Source organism: Halovulum sp. GXIMD14793, assembly GCF_054457435.1.
Window position 1 is genome coordinate 17,499 of record NZ_JBTLNE010000001.1, and the last position, 17,611, is coordinate 35,109.

A 17,611-nucleotide genomic window follows, 5' to 3' on the forward strand; every position below is an offset into this window, starting at 1 on the left:
TTGACTTCATCATAAGTTTATACCCCCTCACCGCAGCCATACTTCGACACGGCGGTTCAGTTCTCGGCCCTGATCTTCGGTGTTGCAGGCAATCGGTGACGACGCACCAAAGCCAAGAACCTCGATCTTCTTTTCTTCCGAGATCGTAACACCGGAGGCTGCAAGCTCATCCAGAACCTGCTGCGCACGGCGCTGGGACAGAAGCAGGTTCACGTCGCTTCGGCCAATGGAGTCGGTAAAGCCGATCAGCAAAACTTCGCGCCCTGAAAACTGCGGCTCTTGCAGCAGCTGCGCCAATCGGATGGCGTCGGCGCGCGCCTTGTTGTCCAACTGGCTGGAACCCAAACCGAAGCGGAAGGTTGTTGACAGTCGTTGGGCGTCCAGAACCTGTCCGACAAAACTACGCAGGTTGTTCAATTCACCTGTCTGAGCCGGATCAACAAGCGCGAAGCCAAGGCGTTTACCCGCATCGTTGAGATCGCTGGAGACAGTATCAAGCGCCACCAGCCCCGCACCGCGCGCAGCCTGAGGCCGCTGCAGCATCAGCGCAACGATGTTGTCCATATGCACCGTGCTTTGACCCGGCTTTGTGTAAGCGTAATGCCGGCGCGACATCGGGTAATCCTCGGATTTGATGGTAAACTCGGCCGGTTCCGCCACCATGCCGCATCCTGAACGCACCTGCAGAGCCTTGGCGTCACCCAACACTGCGCTGGAGGTTATGCTGATCGCAGCTGGGTTTTGGCTGACCATTCTGGCAATATCTGCGACATTGCCTGCGCGGGTCGCACCGCTGGCATAGTCGGAAAAGTTCGGTTCCAGTACAGTGGTATAGAACGCGCTGCTGACGGCGGACGCCGCTGGAGGCAAGATCAGTTCAATATCGCTGTCGTCGCCACCCAGTTGTGACCAGTTTTTGGCCCTGCCCGAAAAAATCGCGTCGAGTTGTTCGATTGTCAGATTGCGTACCGGATTGTCCCGTGACACCACGACCACCAGCCCGTCCTGCGCAACAATCGTCTCCGCATTACCGGCGGTGATATCGCCTAATCCTGCGTCAATAAACGCTTCAATCTCAGAGTTTCTGGCCCGGCGCGATGTCAGGATCATGTTCGCCTTGCCGCCGCGCAACGCGTCGAATGCCGCATCCGGCTCCATTGATGCGACATCAACAGCAAGGATCAATTCTTCGGAATCGCTTTCTAAACGATACCGCATCGATCCATCTGCATCCGTTTCAGTCAGCAGGTTGGCTTCGATATCAAGCGCATATTCGTCAAGAATGTTATAGAGGTAAGACCCCGACAACACCGCAGATCCAGCCAGACTTATTGTCTCGCCCATCGCATAGCTTGCCTGCGGGCAATCTTCGCCAGCGCAGACTACGGTCTCACCGTCGATGATAAGTTCGCCCAGAACGGTTCTTATCGTGTATTGGTTATTCTCAAACGAAACGAGTTCACCACTGATGCTGACCGAGCCGTCTCGCGTGGTCAGCGCCACCTGAGAGATGGCGGTCCCTGCACCAAGTATCATTGCAACCGACAGACAGGGAAGTGTCAGACCCGACCATGCCCTGGCCAGGATATGGCGTGCAGTCGTGTCTTTGTCCCGCCGCAGGCTCAAAGGGTTTGAATTCGAACGCATGTCGTTTTTACCTCCTTAACCCATGTTTAAGCACGCCATTGCGGCATAAATGGGCCAACTTTCCCCAGTCGCGTGAGACTACCAGATTGAGGCGTCGTTGTCTTGGTAAATTGTTAATCATACTAACGATAAAGCCATGTTTTGTTTTCGATGCTGTGCGCGCGCCCTATGGGCTGACTTGCACTCACATTGTGATTCGCAAAATTCGTAGGACGAAACAGAAAAGGCGGGACCTACGGCCCCGCCCAACTTCAGATCAGAATGATCGGATCAGCGTGGGATGATGACGATCTCGACCCGGCGGTTCTGTGCGCGGCCGGCGGCCGAGCCGTTGGATGCGATCGGCTGGCTTTCGCCCAGGCCGAACACGGCCAGGCGCGAGCCGGATACACCGCCCTGACGCAGGATTGCAGAGACGGCCTGTGCGCGGCGCTCTGACAGGTTCTGGTTGAACGAGGTGCTGCCGGTGTTGTCGGTGTGGCCAACGACCTGAACGGTGCTGTTCGGGAATTCGTTCAGGTTGCGCGCAACAGCAATAAGGTCATTGCGGATCGCAGGTTTCACATTGGCGCTTTCGGTGGCGAACAGGATGCCTTCGGGCATGCGAACGACCAGCTTGTCACCGGTATTGATGATCTGCGCACCGGAGCCGCCGATATCACGCTGCAGCGCTTTCTGCTGGCGATCCAGATAGTTGCCAACACCTGCGCCAAGGGCCGCGCCAGCGATCCCGCCGATCACTGCACCTTTGCGGTCATTGTCGGAAACAGCAGCGCCTGTCACTGCGCCCAGCAGGCCGCCGATGGCTGCGCCGGTTCCGGTGTTGTTGGTTGTCCCGTCGGGGTTGGTACAGGCGCTTAGCGCCAATGCTGATCCTACCACAACTGTCAGCGTCATTTTAGAGAAAGACATTCGAATCACCCTTCATTTGTTCTTTCTGCTCCGTTTATCGGAGTTCCAACGCAAATCAGACGTTATCGCAACGGGAAAGGTTCAATTCTCACAATCAGGTGCCGTTTTTCGCCTATTTATTTCGGCAGGTTTCAGTCTGTTTCGAAAGACTACGGATTTACGCCGCATCGTGGCGCGCCGCCTCCCAGGCCAGCAACGCGCGTTTGAGCGGCAGGCCCCAGTGGTAGCCGCCCAGCGCGCCGGATTTGCGCAAGGCCCGGTGGCAGGGGATCAGCCAGCTGACCGGGTTACGGCCGACGGCGGTTCCGACGGCGCGCACGGCCTTGGGGTTACCGACCGACTGGGCAATCTCGGAATAGGTGGTGACATGACCGGTGGGGATGCGCAGCAACGCCTCCCAGACCTTTAGCTGAAACGGGGCGCCGATCAGGTGGAGCTGAGCCTCGCCCCTGGCTTCGAATATGGCCTGCAACCAATCGTTCAGACGCGGATCGCCCTGGCGAAACTGCGCATTCGGCCAGCGCGCCATCATATCGGCAAGGGCGGCATCGCGGCCCGTTTCTGCGGTGAAGGCAAGACCACAGATCCCGCGATCGGTCGCCATCACGAGGGCATCGCCAAAGGGGCTTTCGGTCCAATCCCAGAAAATCTCGGTTCCTTGGGCAAATTCTCCCGGCGTCATCGCCTCCCATCGCAGAAACAGGTCGTGCAGGCGGCTGGTGCCTGACAGACCGGCCTCCATCGCGGTATCGAGCAAGGTAAACCGCTCTGCCAACATGCGCTTGGCCAGGTCCAGCGTCAGGTATTGCTGATAGCGCTTTGGGCTAACACCGACCCATTGGCTAAACACGCGCTGAAAATGTGCGGGGCTCAGGCCAACCGCTTTGGCAACCTCGTCCAGTGACGGCTGATCAGTCACTGTGCCTTCGATATGCGCCAGCGCGCGGCCCATAACGTCATAATGATATGCTGTGCGTTCCATGATCATCCTTTCGGCGGCCAATCTGCCATCTGCAAGGCCCTGCCGCGACCCGTTTCTTGCGCGAAAACCGACCAGACGCTTGCCCGTTTGCTCTGGCTATGCCAAGGGACAGAACATGGCCAAACAGCTTCCCTACCGCACGATCAAAGAAATCTTCAGCCGCTTTCGCGACGCCGAGGCGGAGCCGAAGGGCGAGTTGGAGCATGTAAATGCCTACACCTTGCTGGTCGCCGTTGCGCTGTCCGCACAAGCCACCGACAAGGGCGTCAATAAGGCGACGCGGGCGTTGTTTGCCAAGGTGGATACGCCGCAAAAGATGCTGGATCTGGGCGAAGCAGCGCTGATTGAACACATCAAGACCATCGGCCTTTATCGGAATAAGGCCAAGAACGTGATAAAGATGGCGCGTTTGCTGGTCGATGAGTTTGATGGTGAGGTGCCCTCTTCCCGCGCGGCTCTTGCCTCCTTGCCCGGGGTGGGGCGCAAGACGGCGAATGTGGTGCTGAACATGTGGTTCCGGTATCCCGCGCAGGCGGTGGATACCCATATATACCGGGTCGGCAACCGCACCGGCATCGCGCCGGGCAAGAATGTCGATGTGGTGGAACGCGCCATCGAAGATAACATCCCCGCGGAATTCCAGCAGCATGCCCATCACTGGCTGATCCTGCATGGCCGCTATATCTGTCTGGCGCGCAAACCGCGCTGCGCCGACTGTCTGATAAACGACCTTTGCGCATTCGAGGAGAAAGCCGCATGAACCGCAAATATGACGTGATGGGGATCGGCAATGCGATTGTCGATGTGCTCAGCGAAACCAATGACAATTTTCTCGATATCATGGGGATCGAGAAAGGTATCATGCAGCTTGTGGAGAAAGAGCGGGCCGAAACGCTTTATGCCGCCATGGATGAGCGCACCCAGGCCCCCGGCGGGTCCGTGGCCAATACATTGGCCGCCCTCGGTAACCTGGGCCTTTCGACTGGTTTTATCGGGCGGGTGCGCAATGATGCTCTGGGCCGGTTCTATGCCGCCGGGATGGAGGATGACGGCACCAGCTTCATCAACCCGCCGGTTGAGGGGGCTGATCTGCCAACCTCGCGCTCGATGATTTTCGTGACCGAAGATGGCGAACGCTCCATGAATACCTATCTGGGGATTTCGTCGGAACTGGGCCCGGATGATGTGGATCAGGCGCAGGTCGAACAAAGCTATATCCTGTTTCTTGAAGGCTATCTTTATGACAAGGACAGCGGCAAGGCGGCGTTCGAACTGGCTGCCGAGACCGCCCACAAGGTCGGTGGTCATGCCGGTATCTCTTTGTCTGATCCGTTCTGCGTGACCCGCCATCGCGTTGATTTCCAGCGGCTGGTGAATTCGCTGGATTACGTGATCGGCAATCAGGAGGAGTGGGAGGCGCTTTATGAAACCAATGTTGAAGAGGCGTTGGAATATGCCCGCCGCCACTGCCCGCTGGTGGTTTGCACAAGGTCGGGCGATGGGGTGACGCTGATCCGGGGCGAAGAGCGGGTTGAGATTGAGATAGAGAAAATCGTGCCTGTTGATGCGACGGGCGCTGGTGATGGCTTTGCTGCCGGGTTTATTTACGGACTGGCCAATGACTGCGGGCTGGAATTGTGCGGCCGGATGGGGGCTGCGGTCGCTGCTGAGGTGATCCGGCAGATCGGCCCGCGTCCAAAGATCAACCTGAAGCACCGCTTCGAGACGCTTGGTCTGCTCTGACGCGCCTATTGGGGCCTTTCGCGGTCCTTCGGAAACCGAAGGGTCGGGACAGCATAAGCCATTTCAATTCGCGGCATGCGTGCTAGGTTGCTGCGCAGATTGGGCCCGTGAACTCAGGACAACGCGATGTACAGCTATGACGACCAGAATATCTTTGCCAAGATTCTGCGCGGCGATATTCCCAACAAGACGGTGATAGAGACAGAACACACGCTCGCGTTTGAGGATATCGCACCGCAGGCACCTGTGCATGTGTTGGTGATCCCGAAGGGGCCTTATGTGACCTTTGATCATTTTGCATCCGAGGCAAGTGACGCCGAGATCACCGACTATGTCCGCACCATCGGCAAGCTTTGCCAGCAACTGGGGGTCGCCCCGACTGACGGCTACCGCCTGATCGCCAATGCAATGACCGCCGGTGTGCAGGATGTGCCACATCTGCATGTGCATATTCTGGGCGGGAAGGTTCTGGGGCGGATGTTGAGCCCGTCTTAGCGTTTAGCTTTGACGTGGAAATCTATGATCTCAGTCCGCGTTAGATGATTCAAGGTTTCGCATGACGCTCTGAGCAGGGGGTATGGCGCCTCGCTTTACGGGAGATTGGGACGCGAGGTGTCCAGTCAGGACAACCTATCAAGCACAAGCCACGTCATAATACCTGCGGGAGGCAGGCGGTCACGCTTTACCTCTTTTAACCGATCATCACCCAGAACCCGGTCAATCGGGAAATCGGCTTCCCAACCCAACACGTTGTTCAGGCGGCTGACGATTTTCTCACCAGCGCCGCGGAATTTATTGCTGCCCGAGAAATGATTGACGATCAGCACCTGCCCGCCCGGTCGGCAAACCCGAGCCATCTCGGCGACCACACGCTCGGGCTCGGGCACGACCGATAGGACGTGCAATGCGACCACCCAATCAAAACTGGCATCGTCAAATTTGAGCGTCCGCGCATCCATCTGGTGCAGGTCTGAGACATGGTCAAGCGCCTGCCGCCGGACGCGGGTTTCGGCACGTTTCAGCATTTCGGCGCTATAGTCGATGCCGGTTACATCTAGTGGAGGCTCATAAAGCGGCAACGACAGGCCGGTGCCGACGCCGACCTCCAATAGACTGCCTTCGCGGCCCTGCATATGAGCCCGCACCTTGCGCCGTCCGTGTTTTGTGATTGCCCCGAAGGTGGTATCATAAATTGGTGCCCAACGTCTGTATGACGCCTGCACAGCCTCAATCTTCATCCTGCCCCACCCGCATTTTCCGCATCTGCAATGCAAGATACCCCAATAGCCCGAGATACCCTACATCCACAAGGGCCAGCACAACCCAGGGGAAGGTGAACAGCGTTGCCAGCAGGGCCATCACGCCGATCAGCAGATAGCGGACTTTTGCTGTTGCAACCCTTACGGCATTCAGCTTTGGCGTCGGCAGCCGGCTGATAAACAGGAAGCCCACAAACACCATCCAGAGCGAAATCAGTGCCACATGCGGCGCGCCCTCACCCGGGATCACCTGGGTAAGGGCGAAGGGAAACAAGGCCAGCAAGGCCCCCATCGGGGCGGGCACCCCGACGAAATGGGTTGGATCATGGGCGTCTTTCGGGGTTTTCTGGTCGACATTGAACCGCGCCAGACGCAGCACACAGCCAATGGCAAAGATCAGCACGGCGATCCAGCCTTCGCTTTTGGCGTCCTGCAGCGCCCAGAGATAGACGAACAGCCCCGGCGCCACCCCGAAATTCACGAAATCGGCCAGCGAATCCAGTTCTGCGCCCAGCGGGCTTTCCGATTTAAGCAGGCGCGCGATAGAACCATCGATCCCATCAAGGAAAGCCGCCAGCAGGATCAGCGCCGTGGCTGTCTCATACCGCCCCTGCATCGCAAAGCGGATCGCGGTCAGCCCGGCGCAGATGGCGCCCAGCGTCAGCATGTTGGGGATCTGTTGCGTCAGCGTCTGCACATCGGGCAGGCGGGAGGTTGCCTTTCGGTCGCTCATTGGCTCAGTCTGCCCGCACTGGGCGTGGTGGCTCGGACAACGAAAGGTCCGCCAGCACCGTCTCGCCTGCGATCATGGTCTGGCCGACCGCAACCAGCGGTGCGACATCATTCGGCAGATAGATATCCAGGCGCGAGCCAAAGCGGATGAGGCCAAAGCGTTGCCCGGTGACCAGCGCATCCCCTTCCTTCACAAAAGGCAGGATCCGCCGCGCCACCAGACCAGCGATCTGCACAACGATCAGCGACCGCCCATCTGGCAGGGTCAGGACCAGCGAGTTCCGCTCATTATCCTCACTCGCCTTATCCAGTGCGGCGTTAAAGAATTTCCCCGGTTTATAGACCATTCGCTTCAGCACGCCGTCCGTCGGCGTGCGGTTCACATGCACGTTAAAGACCGACATAAACACACTGATCCGCGTCAGGGGGCCGCTTTGCACCTCCAGCTCTGCGGGCGGGGTCGCCTGTTCAATCATCGAGACGACACCATCCGCAGGACTGACAATCAGTCCGTCGCGCTGTGGCACCTGCCGTACCGGATCGCGGAAGAAATAGTAGCACCAGATGGTCAGCAAAAGCCCGACCCAGCCCAGCGGGCCCCAAAGCCAGAACAACGCCAGGGTGATGACCGCGAAAATTCCGACAAACCGCCACCCCTCGGGGTGCATCGGCTTCAGGACGGTTTCATGCATTTTCATGCGAGCAGGCCTTATGATGTGCGGGTTCGGATCATTAGCCTGCAATGACGCCGGGTGCAATTGAGATCGCCGTTTGCTGGCCGGTCAATGCACCCGAGCGCGAGCTTTAACAGCGATATTCAGGCGCCCAAACCGCAGCGGGACACCAGATCAATAGCTGTACTCGCCATAAATTCGGGTCAAATCGCCTTGCCAGTCGCCGTGATACTTGGCCAGCATCTCATCGGCCTGGGTCTGGCCGCTATCGATGATCTCATGAAGGGCGTTGAGGAAGTGGGTTTCGTCAGCCAGCAGGCCACCGGCACCGGCACGGGCGCGGGCTTTCAGACCGGCATGGGACAGGGCCACAACCTCACGCGCGATATCATGGAGGGAGCGGCCGCGAATCTCGGCCTTCAGACCGTGGACGGAGGCATCGACACGCAAAGCCTCACGCTCTCCTTCCGTCCAGTCTTTCACCAGATCCCAGGCCGCGTCCAGCGAGGCGGTGTCATACAAGAGCCCGACCCAAAGCGCCGGCAAGGCGCAGAGACGCCGCCATGGGCCGCCATCCGCACCGCGCATTTCCATGAATTTCTTGATCCGGACCTCAGGGAAAATCGTGGTCAGGTGATCCGCCCAATCGGACAGGGTGGGTTTTTCGCCCGGCATCGCAGGCAGGTCCCCGTTCAGAAAATCGCGGAAGGACTGGCCGAGGGCATCGATATACACCCCGTCGCGATAGACAAAATACATCGGCACATCGAGGGCATAGTCAACGTAGCGCTGAAAGCCCATGCCATCCTCGAACACGAAGGGCAGCATGCCGGTGCGGGCGTCATCCAGCCCTCGCCAGATGCGGGATCGCCAGCTGACATGGCCGTTGGGCTTGCCTTCGAAGAACGGCGAGGACGCAAATAGCGCCACCGCCACCGGTTGCATAGCCAGGCTGACGCGGAATTTCTGCACCATGTCAGCCTCGGACGCGAAATCCAGGTTCACCTGCACCGTACTGGTGCGGTACATCATTTGTGTCCCGTGGGTGCCGACCGTATTCATATAGCCGGTCATCAGCTTGTAACGCCCCTTGGGCATCATCGGCATCTGGTCATGCGTCCATTCCGGGGCAGCCCCAAGCCCGATGAAGCGCGCGCCGATCCCGTCGGCGATGGACTGCACCTCGCGCAGATGTTCATTCACCTCGTCACAGGTCTCGTGGATGGTTTCCAGCGGTGCGCCGGACAGCTCCAACTGCCCGCCCGGTTCCAGCGAGACATTGGCCCCGCCCTTGGTCAGGCCGATGATATTCTCCCCCTCCAGCACGGGCGCCCAGCCATAGGTATCGCGCAGCCCTTCGAGCATGGCGCGGATGGAGCGCGGGCCGTCATAGGGCAATGGCAAAAGGGTATCTTCGCAATAGCCGAACTTTTCATGCTCGGTGCCGATGCGCCAGTCGGCTTTCGGTTTGCAGCCGGATTCCAGATAACCGGCCAACTGGTCAAAGCTTTCGATGGGTCCGCCACCGGATTGAGGGATGGACATAAGGGCACTCCGTCACAAGGGTCAGGCAGGCGTAGGGAAACGGACGCCCTTCTGCAAGGCCTACATAGGTTGTGCGTCAGGCTTGTCGAGGTTCTGCCTGCCAGATGGGGAAAGTTGCGTTCTCGGTGCAGGTCATTGCCGCGATGACATTCTGCATGGAGGCGCCGGGCAGACCGTCGATCACACCGATGATGTCACCGGCGTCGCGGGCATTCGTGGGGATGGTCACCAGGCCCTGCCCGTCCACGGTAAAGACCCAGAAGACATCAGGGGCAAACGGGCCGCTATCGGTTGTTCGGATGTCAATGCGGGTGACCTCATCGAGATCAATCACGGCCCCGTCCTTTGGTGCCAGATAGGCGATGCGCCTTTCGCTGATCTCGACGATACCGGGGGCGCTGCTGTCGCTTCGGGTGCGTGCAACCATCAGGATGACAAACAGAAAGGCAAGGGCAACCGCGGCGATCACAAGGCCGATAGCAGCGGTCAGCCAGCCCCCCTGCCGCATTGCGCTCCAGGCGAGCCCCAGACCAAGGCCCGCGACGATCAGAAAGCTGATCACTTCCAGAAGATTGAAGCGTAACGTGGAAAACCAGTCGGACAGGTCGCGCCGGATCATCCCGCCCGAGCAGATTGACGCCATACGGTGACGATGGTGTCGTCATCTGCGGCTTCGTCCAGCACGGTCAGATCGGCCTTATCCTGCAAGAGATCGCGGAGTTTCTGACCGTTGAAGCTGTCAAGCTCCAGACGGAAGGCTTTGCCGAAACGGTCATAGACAATCCAGATGCGCGAATCGGTTTGCAGGACCTCTACCTGACCAATCTGATCCAGTGACAGCGCGCCGTCATAGACCGGCAGGTCATCAGGATCGGCGTCAACAAAACCGGATCCGGGCCGAAAGATGCTGACGATCAGCAAGGCAACGACCGAGGCAACAACAACCGCAACCAAAGGTATCTGTATGCCACTGGCAATCATCGCCGCCGCCAGCGATGGCGGCAGGAACACCAGAATGACAATCATGACTGCGCGTTTAAGTTGGATTTCACTCATGACACACCCTAACCCCCACTTGACTTTGCGGCAAGTCGGGTGGCCTGTCGAGTATAATAACCGCCAATCTGTCGCGTTTCTAACTGTTGAAGGCAACAAAACGCCGGGCTTACCAATCCCCCAGCGCCGCCTGCCAAAGGCTGAGCGCCGTAACAGCCGCTGTGTCGGCGCGAAGGATACGCGGCCCAAGTGTTACGGGCAGTGTTTGCGGCATCTGGCGCAAGCGGGCCGCTTCATCGGGGCTGAAACCGCCTTCGGGGCCGATCAGAATGGCCCAGGGCCCAGCGTCCTGTTCAGAAAGCGCCACCTGCGCCGGATGAGCGGTCAGGCTTTCGTCGCAGAACATCAGTCGCCGGTCCCCAGGCCAGTCGGACAGCAAACTGTCCAGCCTGACCGGCTCGGCCACTGTTGGTACAAAGGTGCCGCCGCATTGCTCTGCGGCCTCGACCGCATGGGCCTGTAGGCGATCTGTGCGGACCCGCTCGGAATTGGTCAGTTGCGTGATCACCGGCTGAATGCGGGCCGCGCCCAGCTCGGCGGCTTTTTCGACGATAAAGTCAGTGCGTGCTTTCTTGATCGGAGCAAAGCACAGCCAAAGATCGGGCGGCATACGCTGCGGGGCGGTTTGCGTCTGGCAGCGCAGTATCGCCTGGCGCTTGGACAGATCGGTGATCTCAGCCTGCCATTCGCCGTCCTGACCGTTGAACAGATAGGCCCTATCCCCCGGCTGACAGCGCAGCACATTGGCCAGATAATGCGCCTGCGTTGTCAAAGTGACCTCTGCCCCGGGACAAAGCGACGCCTGTACAAAAAGCCTGATTTTCACGCCTGAAAGTTTCCTGTAAGTTGCGCCTTGATGAGTGACGAGCAGACTAACCCTACCGCCGCCTTCGAGGAACGTACCGAAGGTCGGGTCGCAGATGCAATGCCGGAAAATTGGGTTGATACCCATGCGCCGCCGGCCCTGCTCCCCTATCTGCGCCTGTCGCGGATGGATCGCCCAATCGGCACATGGCTGTTGTTATTGCCGTGCTTCTGGGGCATCGGCCTTGCGGTTGCGGCTGACCCGTTCGGAGGCACCTGGTGGGATTTGTGGTACGCGTTTGGCTGCGCCATCGGTGCGCTGTTAATGCGCGGAGCGGGCTGCACCTGGAATGACATCACGGATGTGCATTTCGACGCACAGGTGGAGCGCACCAAGTCCCGCCCCCTGCCCTCGGGGCAGGTGACCATAAAACAGGCGATTGTCTGGATGGTGCTTCAGGCGGCGCTGGCCTTTCTGGTGCTGCTGACCTTTTATCCGTTTGCGATCATGCTGGCGATTGCCTCGCTTGGGTTGGTGCTGATCTACCCCTATGCCAAACGCTTTACCTGGTGGCCGCAGTTGTTTCTGGGCCTGGCCTTCAACTGGGGTGCCCTGTTGGGCTGGTCGGCGCATTACAGCGATCTGGGCTGGCCAGCGGTCTGGCTTTATGGCGCGGGGATCTGCTGGACGCTGTTCTATGACACGATTTATGCACATCAGGACAAGGAAGATGACGCGCTGATCGGCGTTCGTTCGACCGCACGGCTGTTTGGACGCCATACCGGGCGCTGGCTGGTTCTGTTCACCATCGGCAGTGTTTCGCTTATGGGCATCGCTGTGATCGAAGCCCTGATCGATATTGGCCCGCTGCCTTTGCTGATTGCGCTTTTCGGTGCCTGGGGCTTTGGTTGGCACATGACTTTGCAGCTGCGACGACTGGATATCGACGACCCGGAGCGATGCCATGCCCTGTTTCAGTCCAACCGCGATGCAGGCCTGATCCCGGTTGCGGCCTTTGCTGTTGCAATGGCGTTGGCGGCAATCGCTTGAAGCCCGGGGCCTGAGATGCGAATTTCGCACGGCTTGGAATCACGTGTCCTAAGGATAAACTGATGCGCACAACTGCAGTTGTTTTTGCCGTCGCAGCCCTGTTCGGCTCTGCCGGGCTGGCTGCGCTTTCGGCGCGGGGCGCGGTCGGCGCGTTTGAGACGATGACCGAAGAGCAGGTGGTGACAGCCCTGAAGGATGTAGACAGCAAATGGACCACGGTCACCGTTGATGGCCTGATCGTCAATCTTTATGGCCGTGCACCCAGCGAGCGTGACCGCTTTGCCGTGCTGGAAGCGCTTAGCGCGTCCTTTGCGGGCAACCGCATCAAGGATCAGTCGATTCTGGCGGGTGAAGATTCGCATTCGGTTCCCAGCTTCTCGATGGAGATCCTGCGCAACGGTTCCTCGGTTTCGCTGATCGGACAGGCACCTAAGGGCGCGGGTGCTGGGATTGTGGCGGACCGGCTGGACGGCGTCGCCGATCTGGCAATCACCGACATGCTGGAGATGCGCGATTTCTCGGTCCCAGGCGGCTGGCGCGAAAGCCTTGATTTCGCGCTGCGGGCCATGACCAAGTTTCAGAACGGCAATGCGGCCATCACCCCCGGCAAGGTTCGTTTGTTCGCCGTCGCCCAAACCGCCGAGTCTGCAGAGGACCTGCGCGAGGAACTGGAACGGCTGCAACCCTCGGGCATTGAGGTTGAGGTGCAGATCGATGCGCCCCTGCCCACAATCGCGCCGTTCGATTTCGCCGTGACAGTGGATGGCACAACGGCCGAGTTGACCCGCTGCGCGGCCCCATCGGAGGCCGCGGCGCAAAAATTGCAGGACGCACTCGCACCCTGGAACCTGACGACGACAGGCTGCCGACTGGGGCTGGGTGCGCCGGGACCAAAATGGACCGCTTCGGTCGTGCAGGCGCTTAAGGCGCTTGAGACGCTTGGCGGTGGGTCGCTGCGGGTCGAAAACGCCGATATCCACCTGACCGCTTTGCCTGGAACGGACGAAACCACCTATACTAGGGCGACGACAGTGCTGGCAGCGGCTTTGCCCGAACTTTATACGCTGCACGCGACCTTACCCGCCGAACCAGTGGCAGCACCGGTGGTCGAGGAATTGCCGCCGCCGCAACTGATTGCGACACGCGGCGAAGATGGCAGCGTGACATTGCGCGGTGATTTGCCCGACCGGACGCTGAGCGAAGCGGCGCAGGCCATTGCGCGGGCGCATTTCGGATTTGACTCAGTGATTTCGGACACCACCCGGCGGGAGGATTTACCCAGCGGCTGGTCGGCCCGCGTGCTGGCCGGTGTGGAAGCGCTGGCGCTGCTGAATGTCGGTGAGGCGACGATTACCGAGACCTCTGTCCGGATCTCAGGCGAGGCGCAGACTGACGACGTTGAACCAGCCCTGCGCATGCTGCTGCAGGCTCGGCTGGCCGGTCAGGGCGTGGTTCAGACCGCGATCACCGTCAATCCGCGTGAGGAAACCGGGGCGGTCAGCGAACAGCGGGCAGAGCTTTGCGAACAGCAGATCGCAGCCATCTTTGTCACAAATCAGATCCAGTTCCCCCCTGGCGCAACAGAGATCGACACACAAAGCGAAGGGATTGTCGACGCGGTTGTTACGGTCCTGAAGGATTGCCCCGGGGCGCGGTTCGAAATTGGCGGGCATACCGATTCGCAGGGCCGCGAAAGCTCCAACCTTGCGATCAGCCAGGCAAGAGCGAGCAAGGTTCTGGACGCCCTGCTGGAGCGCGGCGTCGATCAGGTGTTTCTGACCGCGAAGGGCTATGGCGAAACCCTGCCGGTGGCCGATAACGACACAGAAGCCGGGCGCGCCGCCAACCGCCGGATCGAGTTCCGGCTGATCCGTGACGGCGAAGAACAAGGGGCCGAGGGCAGCGGTGAGGTTATGTTGGCGGGCGAGGACGAAGACACCGCGGAAGAGGTAGCGGACGCGACCGACCAAACGACTGAGACTGAAGATCAGGACGATGAGGGCCAGGCAACCGATGACCAAACCGCTGCTGCATCCGATGCCGATGCTGAAACAACCGACGATACGTCCACTGAACCGGGCGGTGAAGACAGCGCGGTCGCCGCTGAGGCTGATAGTGAGGACGGGGACAGCGATGTGGCTGCGACCGAAGATGCGGCAAACGACGAACCACCTGTGAGCGAGAGCGCAACACCCTCCGCCACGGACGGCGAGGGCAGCGAGGCCGAGGCCCCCTCCCCCGCGCCGACGGAAAGCACTACGCCCTCAGCGACAGAAGACTCTGACGACACCGAAACAGCCGTGGAAACCGAGACGGATGACGGGGACGACACGGAAGCTGGCACCGATGGCCAGCTTCGCCCACGGCCTCGCGATCTGGAAGAAGTGACAAACGAATGAACCAGCAGCAACTGACATTGACCATCGCCGCCGCCCTGTTCGCGGCCATTGTTCTGGGCTGGATCCTGCGGTGGATCTTTGATCTGCTGAACCCGCCGCCACCGCCTGAACCACTGGCAGACAGCGAATGGGCGGAATATGCCAAGGCCTGCGAGGCAGAGCGTGACGATGCGCAGGCCCGTCTGGCCGAGGTTGAAAACGATCTGGGCCGCCGTCTGACCCAAGCTCAGGCAGAGCTTGAGGCCGCAATGGACGGGCTGGGCGATGCACGGCGCGAAGCCCGCGAGTTGCAGATGAAACTGGACGAAGCTACCAGCGGCTGAGGGCGTCCTCGTCCTCTTCGCGCGCATCGACCCAGCGGCCACCGTCAGCGGTGGCCTCTTTCTTCCAGAAGGGCGCGCGGGATTTCAGGAAATCCATCAGGTACTCGGCTGCTGCAAACGCATCGGCCCGGTGCGGCGCGGCGGTGGCGACCATCATGATCTGATCCCCGGGTGCCAGCGCGCCATAGCGATGGATGATCAGGCAGGCCTGCAGTGACCAGCGCGACACGGCTTCTGCCTCAATCCCGGCCAGCGCCCTTTCGGTCATGCCAGGGTAATGCTCCAACTCCATCGCGGTGATGGGCTGGCCTTGGGCGGTATCCCGGACCAGACCGGAGAAACTGACCAGCGCGCCGATATCACTGCGCCCGGCGCGCAGCGCGGATAGTTCTGCACCGATATCGAAATCTTCGGTCTGGACCCGAACCGCCACCTTAGCCTCCGGTCATCGGCGGAAAGAACGCCACTTCGCGCACGCCATCCAGCGACGCGTCCATCTGCGACAGTTCCTGATCCAAAGCCACCCGCACCGCACGCATATCGGCAAAGGCCGCGTCATAGCGCGGTTCTCTCGCGCGCAGTTCCTCAACCAGATCGGCGACTGTTGCGGCCGTGGTCTCGATCGTTTCACGCGGCACGCCGATGCGTTCCCTAAGCCATGCGAAATAGAGGATATCCATACTTATCCCTCCTGCTCCTGCTCGCGCAGCAGCGGCAACGATTTGATGAAATAGTCGATACCGCTCAGAACCGTCATCACTGCCGCGACCCAGATCAGGGCCAGGGCGCTGTTTCGTGCCAGGATATAATGGTCGGCCCGCCCCACCAGACCAAACTCATCCTCGACCGCGCCGCTGATGATCTGATCGGCGTGATACGGGTCGAACTGATAGGCGATGACTTCATATTTCCACTGCGCAATACCCATGTAAAACAGGGCTGCAATCGCCAGCATCTGGACCGTGGTCTTCCACTTGGCCAGCAGCGTCACGCGCAGTTCCTTGGCTTTGTTGCCCAGATATTCGCGCAGGCCGGATACGAATACCTCGCGGAACAGGATCAGGGTCACAGGCACCACCAACACGGCCTGCATTCCGGAAAAGCCAAGGATCACGGCCAGCGCGATCACCACCATCGCCTTATCCGCAATCGGGTCCAGCATACGGCCAAAGGCGCTGATCTGATTCCAGCGCCGTGCCAGCCAGCCATCGAAGAAATCCGTCAGCGCAGCCGTCACGAACAAAATCAGGGCGATCCAATCCGCCGTCGGGCGATCGGCCAGCAGAAAGACAAAAGCGACACCGGGTGCAGCCAGCAGACGCAGAATGGTCAGAATATTGGGAAGGTTGATTGGCATCCGGCTGCTCCTTGACGCCCTGTTATCGCGGGGGATGGGGCCAGGATCAAGAGGGGGGTTGCATCGCAATTGCGTGACGTTCGGCCTTGGCTTCGGGTTCAACATGGATGGTGATGCGGCAATTGCCGAACTCGGCCCGCAAACCATCCTCGATCCAGTCGCAGATATCGTGGCTTTCGCCCACGGTCATGTCAGCCGGTGCGATCAGGTGAAACTCGATGAATGTCAGGTTGCCTGAATGGCGGGAATGAAGGTCATGTGCCTGCAACGCGCCCTGCCCAGCCTCGGCGATGATGGCGCGCATTTTTTGCAGGTCTTCTTCGGGCGGGGCCATGTCCATCAGCCCGCCGAGTGAGGATCGCAGCAGCGCCCAGCCGGACCAGAGGATATTCACCGCGACCAGCAGGGCAAGCAGCGGGTCCAACCACCAGATGCCGGTGGCCCGGGCGACCAGCACACCGACCAGAACCCCGGCCGAGGTGACGACGTCAGTCAAAAGATGCGTCCCGTCGGCGACCAATGCCGGGGATTTCAACCGTCGGCCCTGGCGCAGCAGCACCGCGCACCAGGCCGCATTGATCAGACTTGCGACAAGGTTCAGTGCCAATCCAGCGTTCGAGACATAGACGACACGGCCCGCCCCAAGCGCAACAATCGCCTCGCGGATGATCGCAAAGGCAGCCGCGCCGATCAGTATTGCCTCAATCAGGGCTGCGAAATATTCGGCCTTCTGGTGGCCATAGGGGTGATTGGCATCTGCCGGGCGTTGGCTGTAGCGGATGGCCAGAAAGGCGACGATGGCTGTGGCGACATTGACGATGCTTTCCAGCGCATCGGACAGAAGCGCGACAGAACCGGTCAGCCAGGCCGCCAGCCCTTTGAGAGTCAGAACGACGATCCCGACGCCGATACTGGCCAATGCGATGCGTTGCAGCATGCCGAATCCCTTGTGCCCTTAAAGGCCCTGTTTCCCCTATTCAGGCCGGGATTGCCAACAGAACGAGCGCTGCGGGTTAAAGAACCGCACTGAACCAACATCCCGCCCGGCCCAAAGGCCGGGCCGGGGGGGGGGGGGGGGGGGGGGGGGGGGGGGGGGGGGGGGGGGGGGGGGGGGGGGGGGGGCGGGG

Annotated in this window: 20 protein-coding genes; 6 read left to right on the top strand and 14 right to left on the bottom strand. The window is 60.1% G+C overall.

Annotation, left to right across the window (positions count from 1 at the left end; genetic code table 11):
* Positions 1-27 precede the first annotated feature (27 nt).
* The 3 genes from ACW9UQ_RS00090 to ACW9UQ_RS00100 form a co-directional block, all read right to left on the bottom strand.
* Positions 28-1,647 carry a phosphate ABC transporter substrate-binding/OmpA family protein gene (locus tag ACW9UQ_RS00090; RefSeq protein ID WP_458928948.1) on the bottom strand — a complete coding sequence of 540 codons (1,620 nt, stop codon included), beginning with the start codon at positions 1,645-1,647 and terminating at the stop codon, positions 28-30.
* Between the two features lie 270 nt (positions 1,648-1,917).
* Positions 1,918-2,559: an OmpA family protein gene (locus ACW9UQ_RS00095; RefSeq protein ID WP_458928949.1), complete on the bottom strand. Its 642-nt coding sequence runs from the start codon at positions 2,557-2,559 to the stop codon at positions 1,918-1,920.
* A gap of 157 nt (positions 2,560-2,716) precedes the next feature.
* The gene (locus ACW9UQ_RS00100) at positions 2,717-3,541 is read right to left on the bottom strand and encodes a methylated-DNA--[protein]-cysteine S-methyltransferase (protein WP_458928950.1); all 825 of its coding nucleotides are present in this window, start codon (positions 3,539-3,541) and stop codon (positions 2,717-2,719) included.
* A gap of 115 nt (positions 3,542-3,656) precedes the next feature.
* On the opposite strand from ACW9UQ_RS00100, the gene nth reads away from it, so the two are divergent.
* The 3 genes from nth to ACW9UQ_RS00115 all read left to right on the top strand — a co-directional run bounded on the left by nth (position 3,657) and on the right by ACW9UQ_RS00115 (position 5,779).
* Positions 3,657-4,301 carry an endonuclease III gene (nth, locus tag ACW9UQ_RS00105; protein WP_458928951.1) on the top strand — a complete coding sequence of 215 codons (645 nt, stop codon included), beginning with the start codon at positions 3,657-3,659 and terminating at the stop codon, positions 4,299-4,301.
* Positions 4,298-5,284 (top strand): adenosine kinase, encoded by a 987-nt coding sequence (locus ACW9UQ_RS00110; protein ID WP_458928952.1) that lies wholly within the window; start codon positions 4,298-4,300, stop codon positions 5,282-5,284. Before nth ends, ACW9UQ_RS00110 begins: the two co-directional genes overlap by 4 nt.
* A 126-nt stretch (positions 5,285-5,410) precedes the next feature.
* Complete coding sequence (locus ACW9UQ_RS00115) at positions 5,411-5,779, top strand: HIT domain-containing protein (protein ID WP_458928953.1); 369 nt, start codon at positions 5,411-5,413, stop codon at positions 5,777-5,779.
* Positions 5,780-5,904: 125 nt separating this feature from the next.
* Here the strand turns inward: ACW9UQ_RS00115 and ACW9UQ_RS00120 are convergent, their stop codons facing one another.
* From ACW9UQ_RS00120 to ACW9UQ_RS00150, 7 genes are all read right to left on the bottom strand, one after another.
* Entirely contained in the window at positions 5,905-6,522 is a 618-nt protein-coding gene (locus tag ACW9UQ_RS00120; protein WP_458928954.1) for a class I SAM-dependent methyltransferase, read from the bottom strand.
* Complete coding sequence (gene pssA, locus ACW9UQ_RS00125; protein ID WP_458928955.1) at positions 6,512-7,276, bottom strand: CDP-diacylglycerol--serine O-phosphatidyltransferase; 765 nt, start codon at positions 7,274-7,276, stop codon at positions 6,512-6,514. The genes ACW9UQ_RS00120 and pssA overlap by 11 nt, the downstream gene beginning before the upstream one ends.
* A 4-nt stretch (positions 7,277-7,280) precedes the next feature.
* Entirely contained in the window at positions 7,281-7,973 is a 693-nt protein-coding gene (locus ACW9UQ_RS00130) for a phosphatidylserine decarboxylase (RefSeq protein WP_458928956.1), read from the bottom strand.
* A 150-nt stretch (positions 7,974-8,123) separates the two neighbouring features.
* Positions 8,124-9,494 carry a glutamate--cysteine ligase gene (locus tag ACW9UQ_RS00135; RefSeq protein WP_458928957.1) on the bottom strand — a complete coding sequence of 457 codons (1,371 nt, stop codon included), beginning with the start codon at positions 9,492-9,494 and terminating at the stop codon, positions 8,124-8,126.
* A 76-nt stretch (positions 9,495-9,570) separates the two neighbouring features.
* On the bottom strand, positions 9,571-10,113 hold the full coding sequence (locus ACW9UQ_RS00140) for a hypothetical protein (protein ID WP_458928958.1): 543 nt from the start codon (positions 10,111-10,113) through the stop codon (positions 9,571-9,573).
* Positions 10,110-10,550 (bottom strand): hypothetical protein, encoded by a 441-nt coding sequence (locus ACW9UQ_RS00145; protein WP_458928959.1) that lies wholly within the window; start codon positions 10,548-10,550, stop codon positions 10,110-10,112. Before ACW9UQ_RS00145 ends, ACW9UQ_RS00140 begins: the two co-directional genes overlap by 4 nt.
* Before the next feature lie 109 nt (positions 10,551-10,659).
* On the bottom strand, positions 10,660-11,376 hold the full coding sequence (locus tag ACW9UQ_RS00150; protein WP_458928960.1) for a 16S rRNA (uracil(1498)-N(3))-methyltransferase: 717 nt from the start codon (positions 11,374-11,376) through the stop codon (positions 10,660-10,662).
* A 30-nt stretch (positions 11,377-11,406) separates the two neighbouring features.
* Between ACW9UQ_RS00150 and ubiA the strand changes: the two genes are divergently transcribed.
* The 3 genes from ubiA (at position 11,407) to ACW9UQ_RS00165 (ending at position 15,127) form a co-directional block, all read left to right on the top strand.
* Positions 11,407-12,405: a 4-hydroxybenzoate octaprenyltransferase gene (gene ubiA, locus ACW9UQ_RS00155; RefSeq protein WP_458928961.1), complete on the top strand. Its 999-nt coding sequence runs from the start codon at positions 11,407-11,409 to the stop codon at positions 12,403-12,405.
* A gap of 62 nt (positions 12,406-12,467) precedes the next feature.
* Positions 12,468-14,804: an OmpA family protein gene (locus tag ACW9UQ_RS00160; RefSeq protein ID WP_458928962.1), complete on the top strand. Its 2,337-nt coding sequence runs from the start codon at positions 12,468-12,470 to the stop codon at positions 14,802-14,804.
* Complete coding sequence (locus tag ACW9UQ_RS00165; RefSeq protein ID WP_458928963.1) at positions 14,801-15,127, top strand: hypothetical protein; 327 nt, start codon at positions 14,801-14,803, stop codon at positions 15,125-15,127. Before ACW9UQ_RS00160 ends, ACW9UQ_RS00165 begins: the two co-directional genes overlap by 4 nt.
* On the opposite strand, the gene ACW9UQ_RS00170 is transcribed toward ACW9UQ_RS00165, so the two are convergent.
* The 4 genes from ACW9UQ_RS00170 to ACW9UQ_RS00185 are packed head-to-tail and all read right to left on the bottom strand — an operon-like array spanning position 15,114 to position 17,421.
* A complete protein-coding gene (locus ACW9UQ_RS00170) occupies positions 15,114-15,560 on the bottom strand; it encodes a molybdenum cofactor biosynthesis protein MoaE (RefSeq protein ID WP_458928964.1) in 447 nt (148 codons plus the stop codon). The genes ACW9UQ_RS00165 and ACW9UQ_RS00170 overlap by 14 nt on opposite strands.
* A gap of 1 nt (position 15,561) precedes the next feature.
* Complete coding sequence (gene moaD / locus ACW9UQ_RS00175) at positions 15,562-15,807, bottom strand: molybdopterin converting factor subunit 1 (protein ID WP_458928965.1); 246 nt, start codon at positions 15,805-15,807, stop codon at positions 15,562-15,564.
* 2 nt (positions 15,808-15,809) lie between these two features.
* A complete protein-coding gene (gene pgsA / locus ACW9UQ_RS00180; protein ID WP_458928966.1) occupies positions 15,810-16,484 on the bottom strand; it encodes a CDP-diacylglycerol--glycerol-3-phosphate 3-phosphatidyltransferase in 675 nt (224 codons plus the stop codon).
* Between the two features lie 46 nt (positions 16,485-16,530).
* A complete protein-coding gene (locus ACW9UQ_RS00185) occupies positions 16,531-17,421 on the bottom strand; it encodes a cation diffusion facilitator family transporter (RefSeq protein ID WP_458928967.1) in 891 nt (296 codons plus the stop codon).
* Between the last annotated feature and the right edge of the window lie 190 nt (positions 17,422-17,611).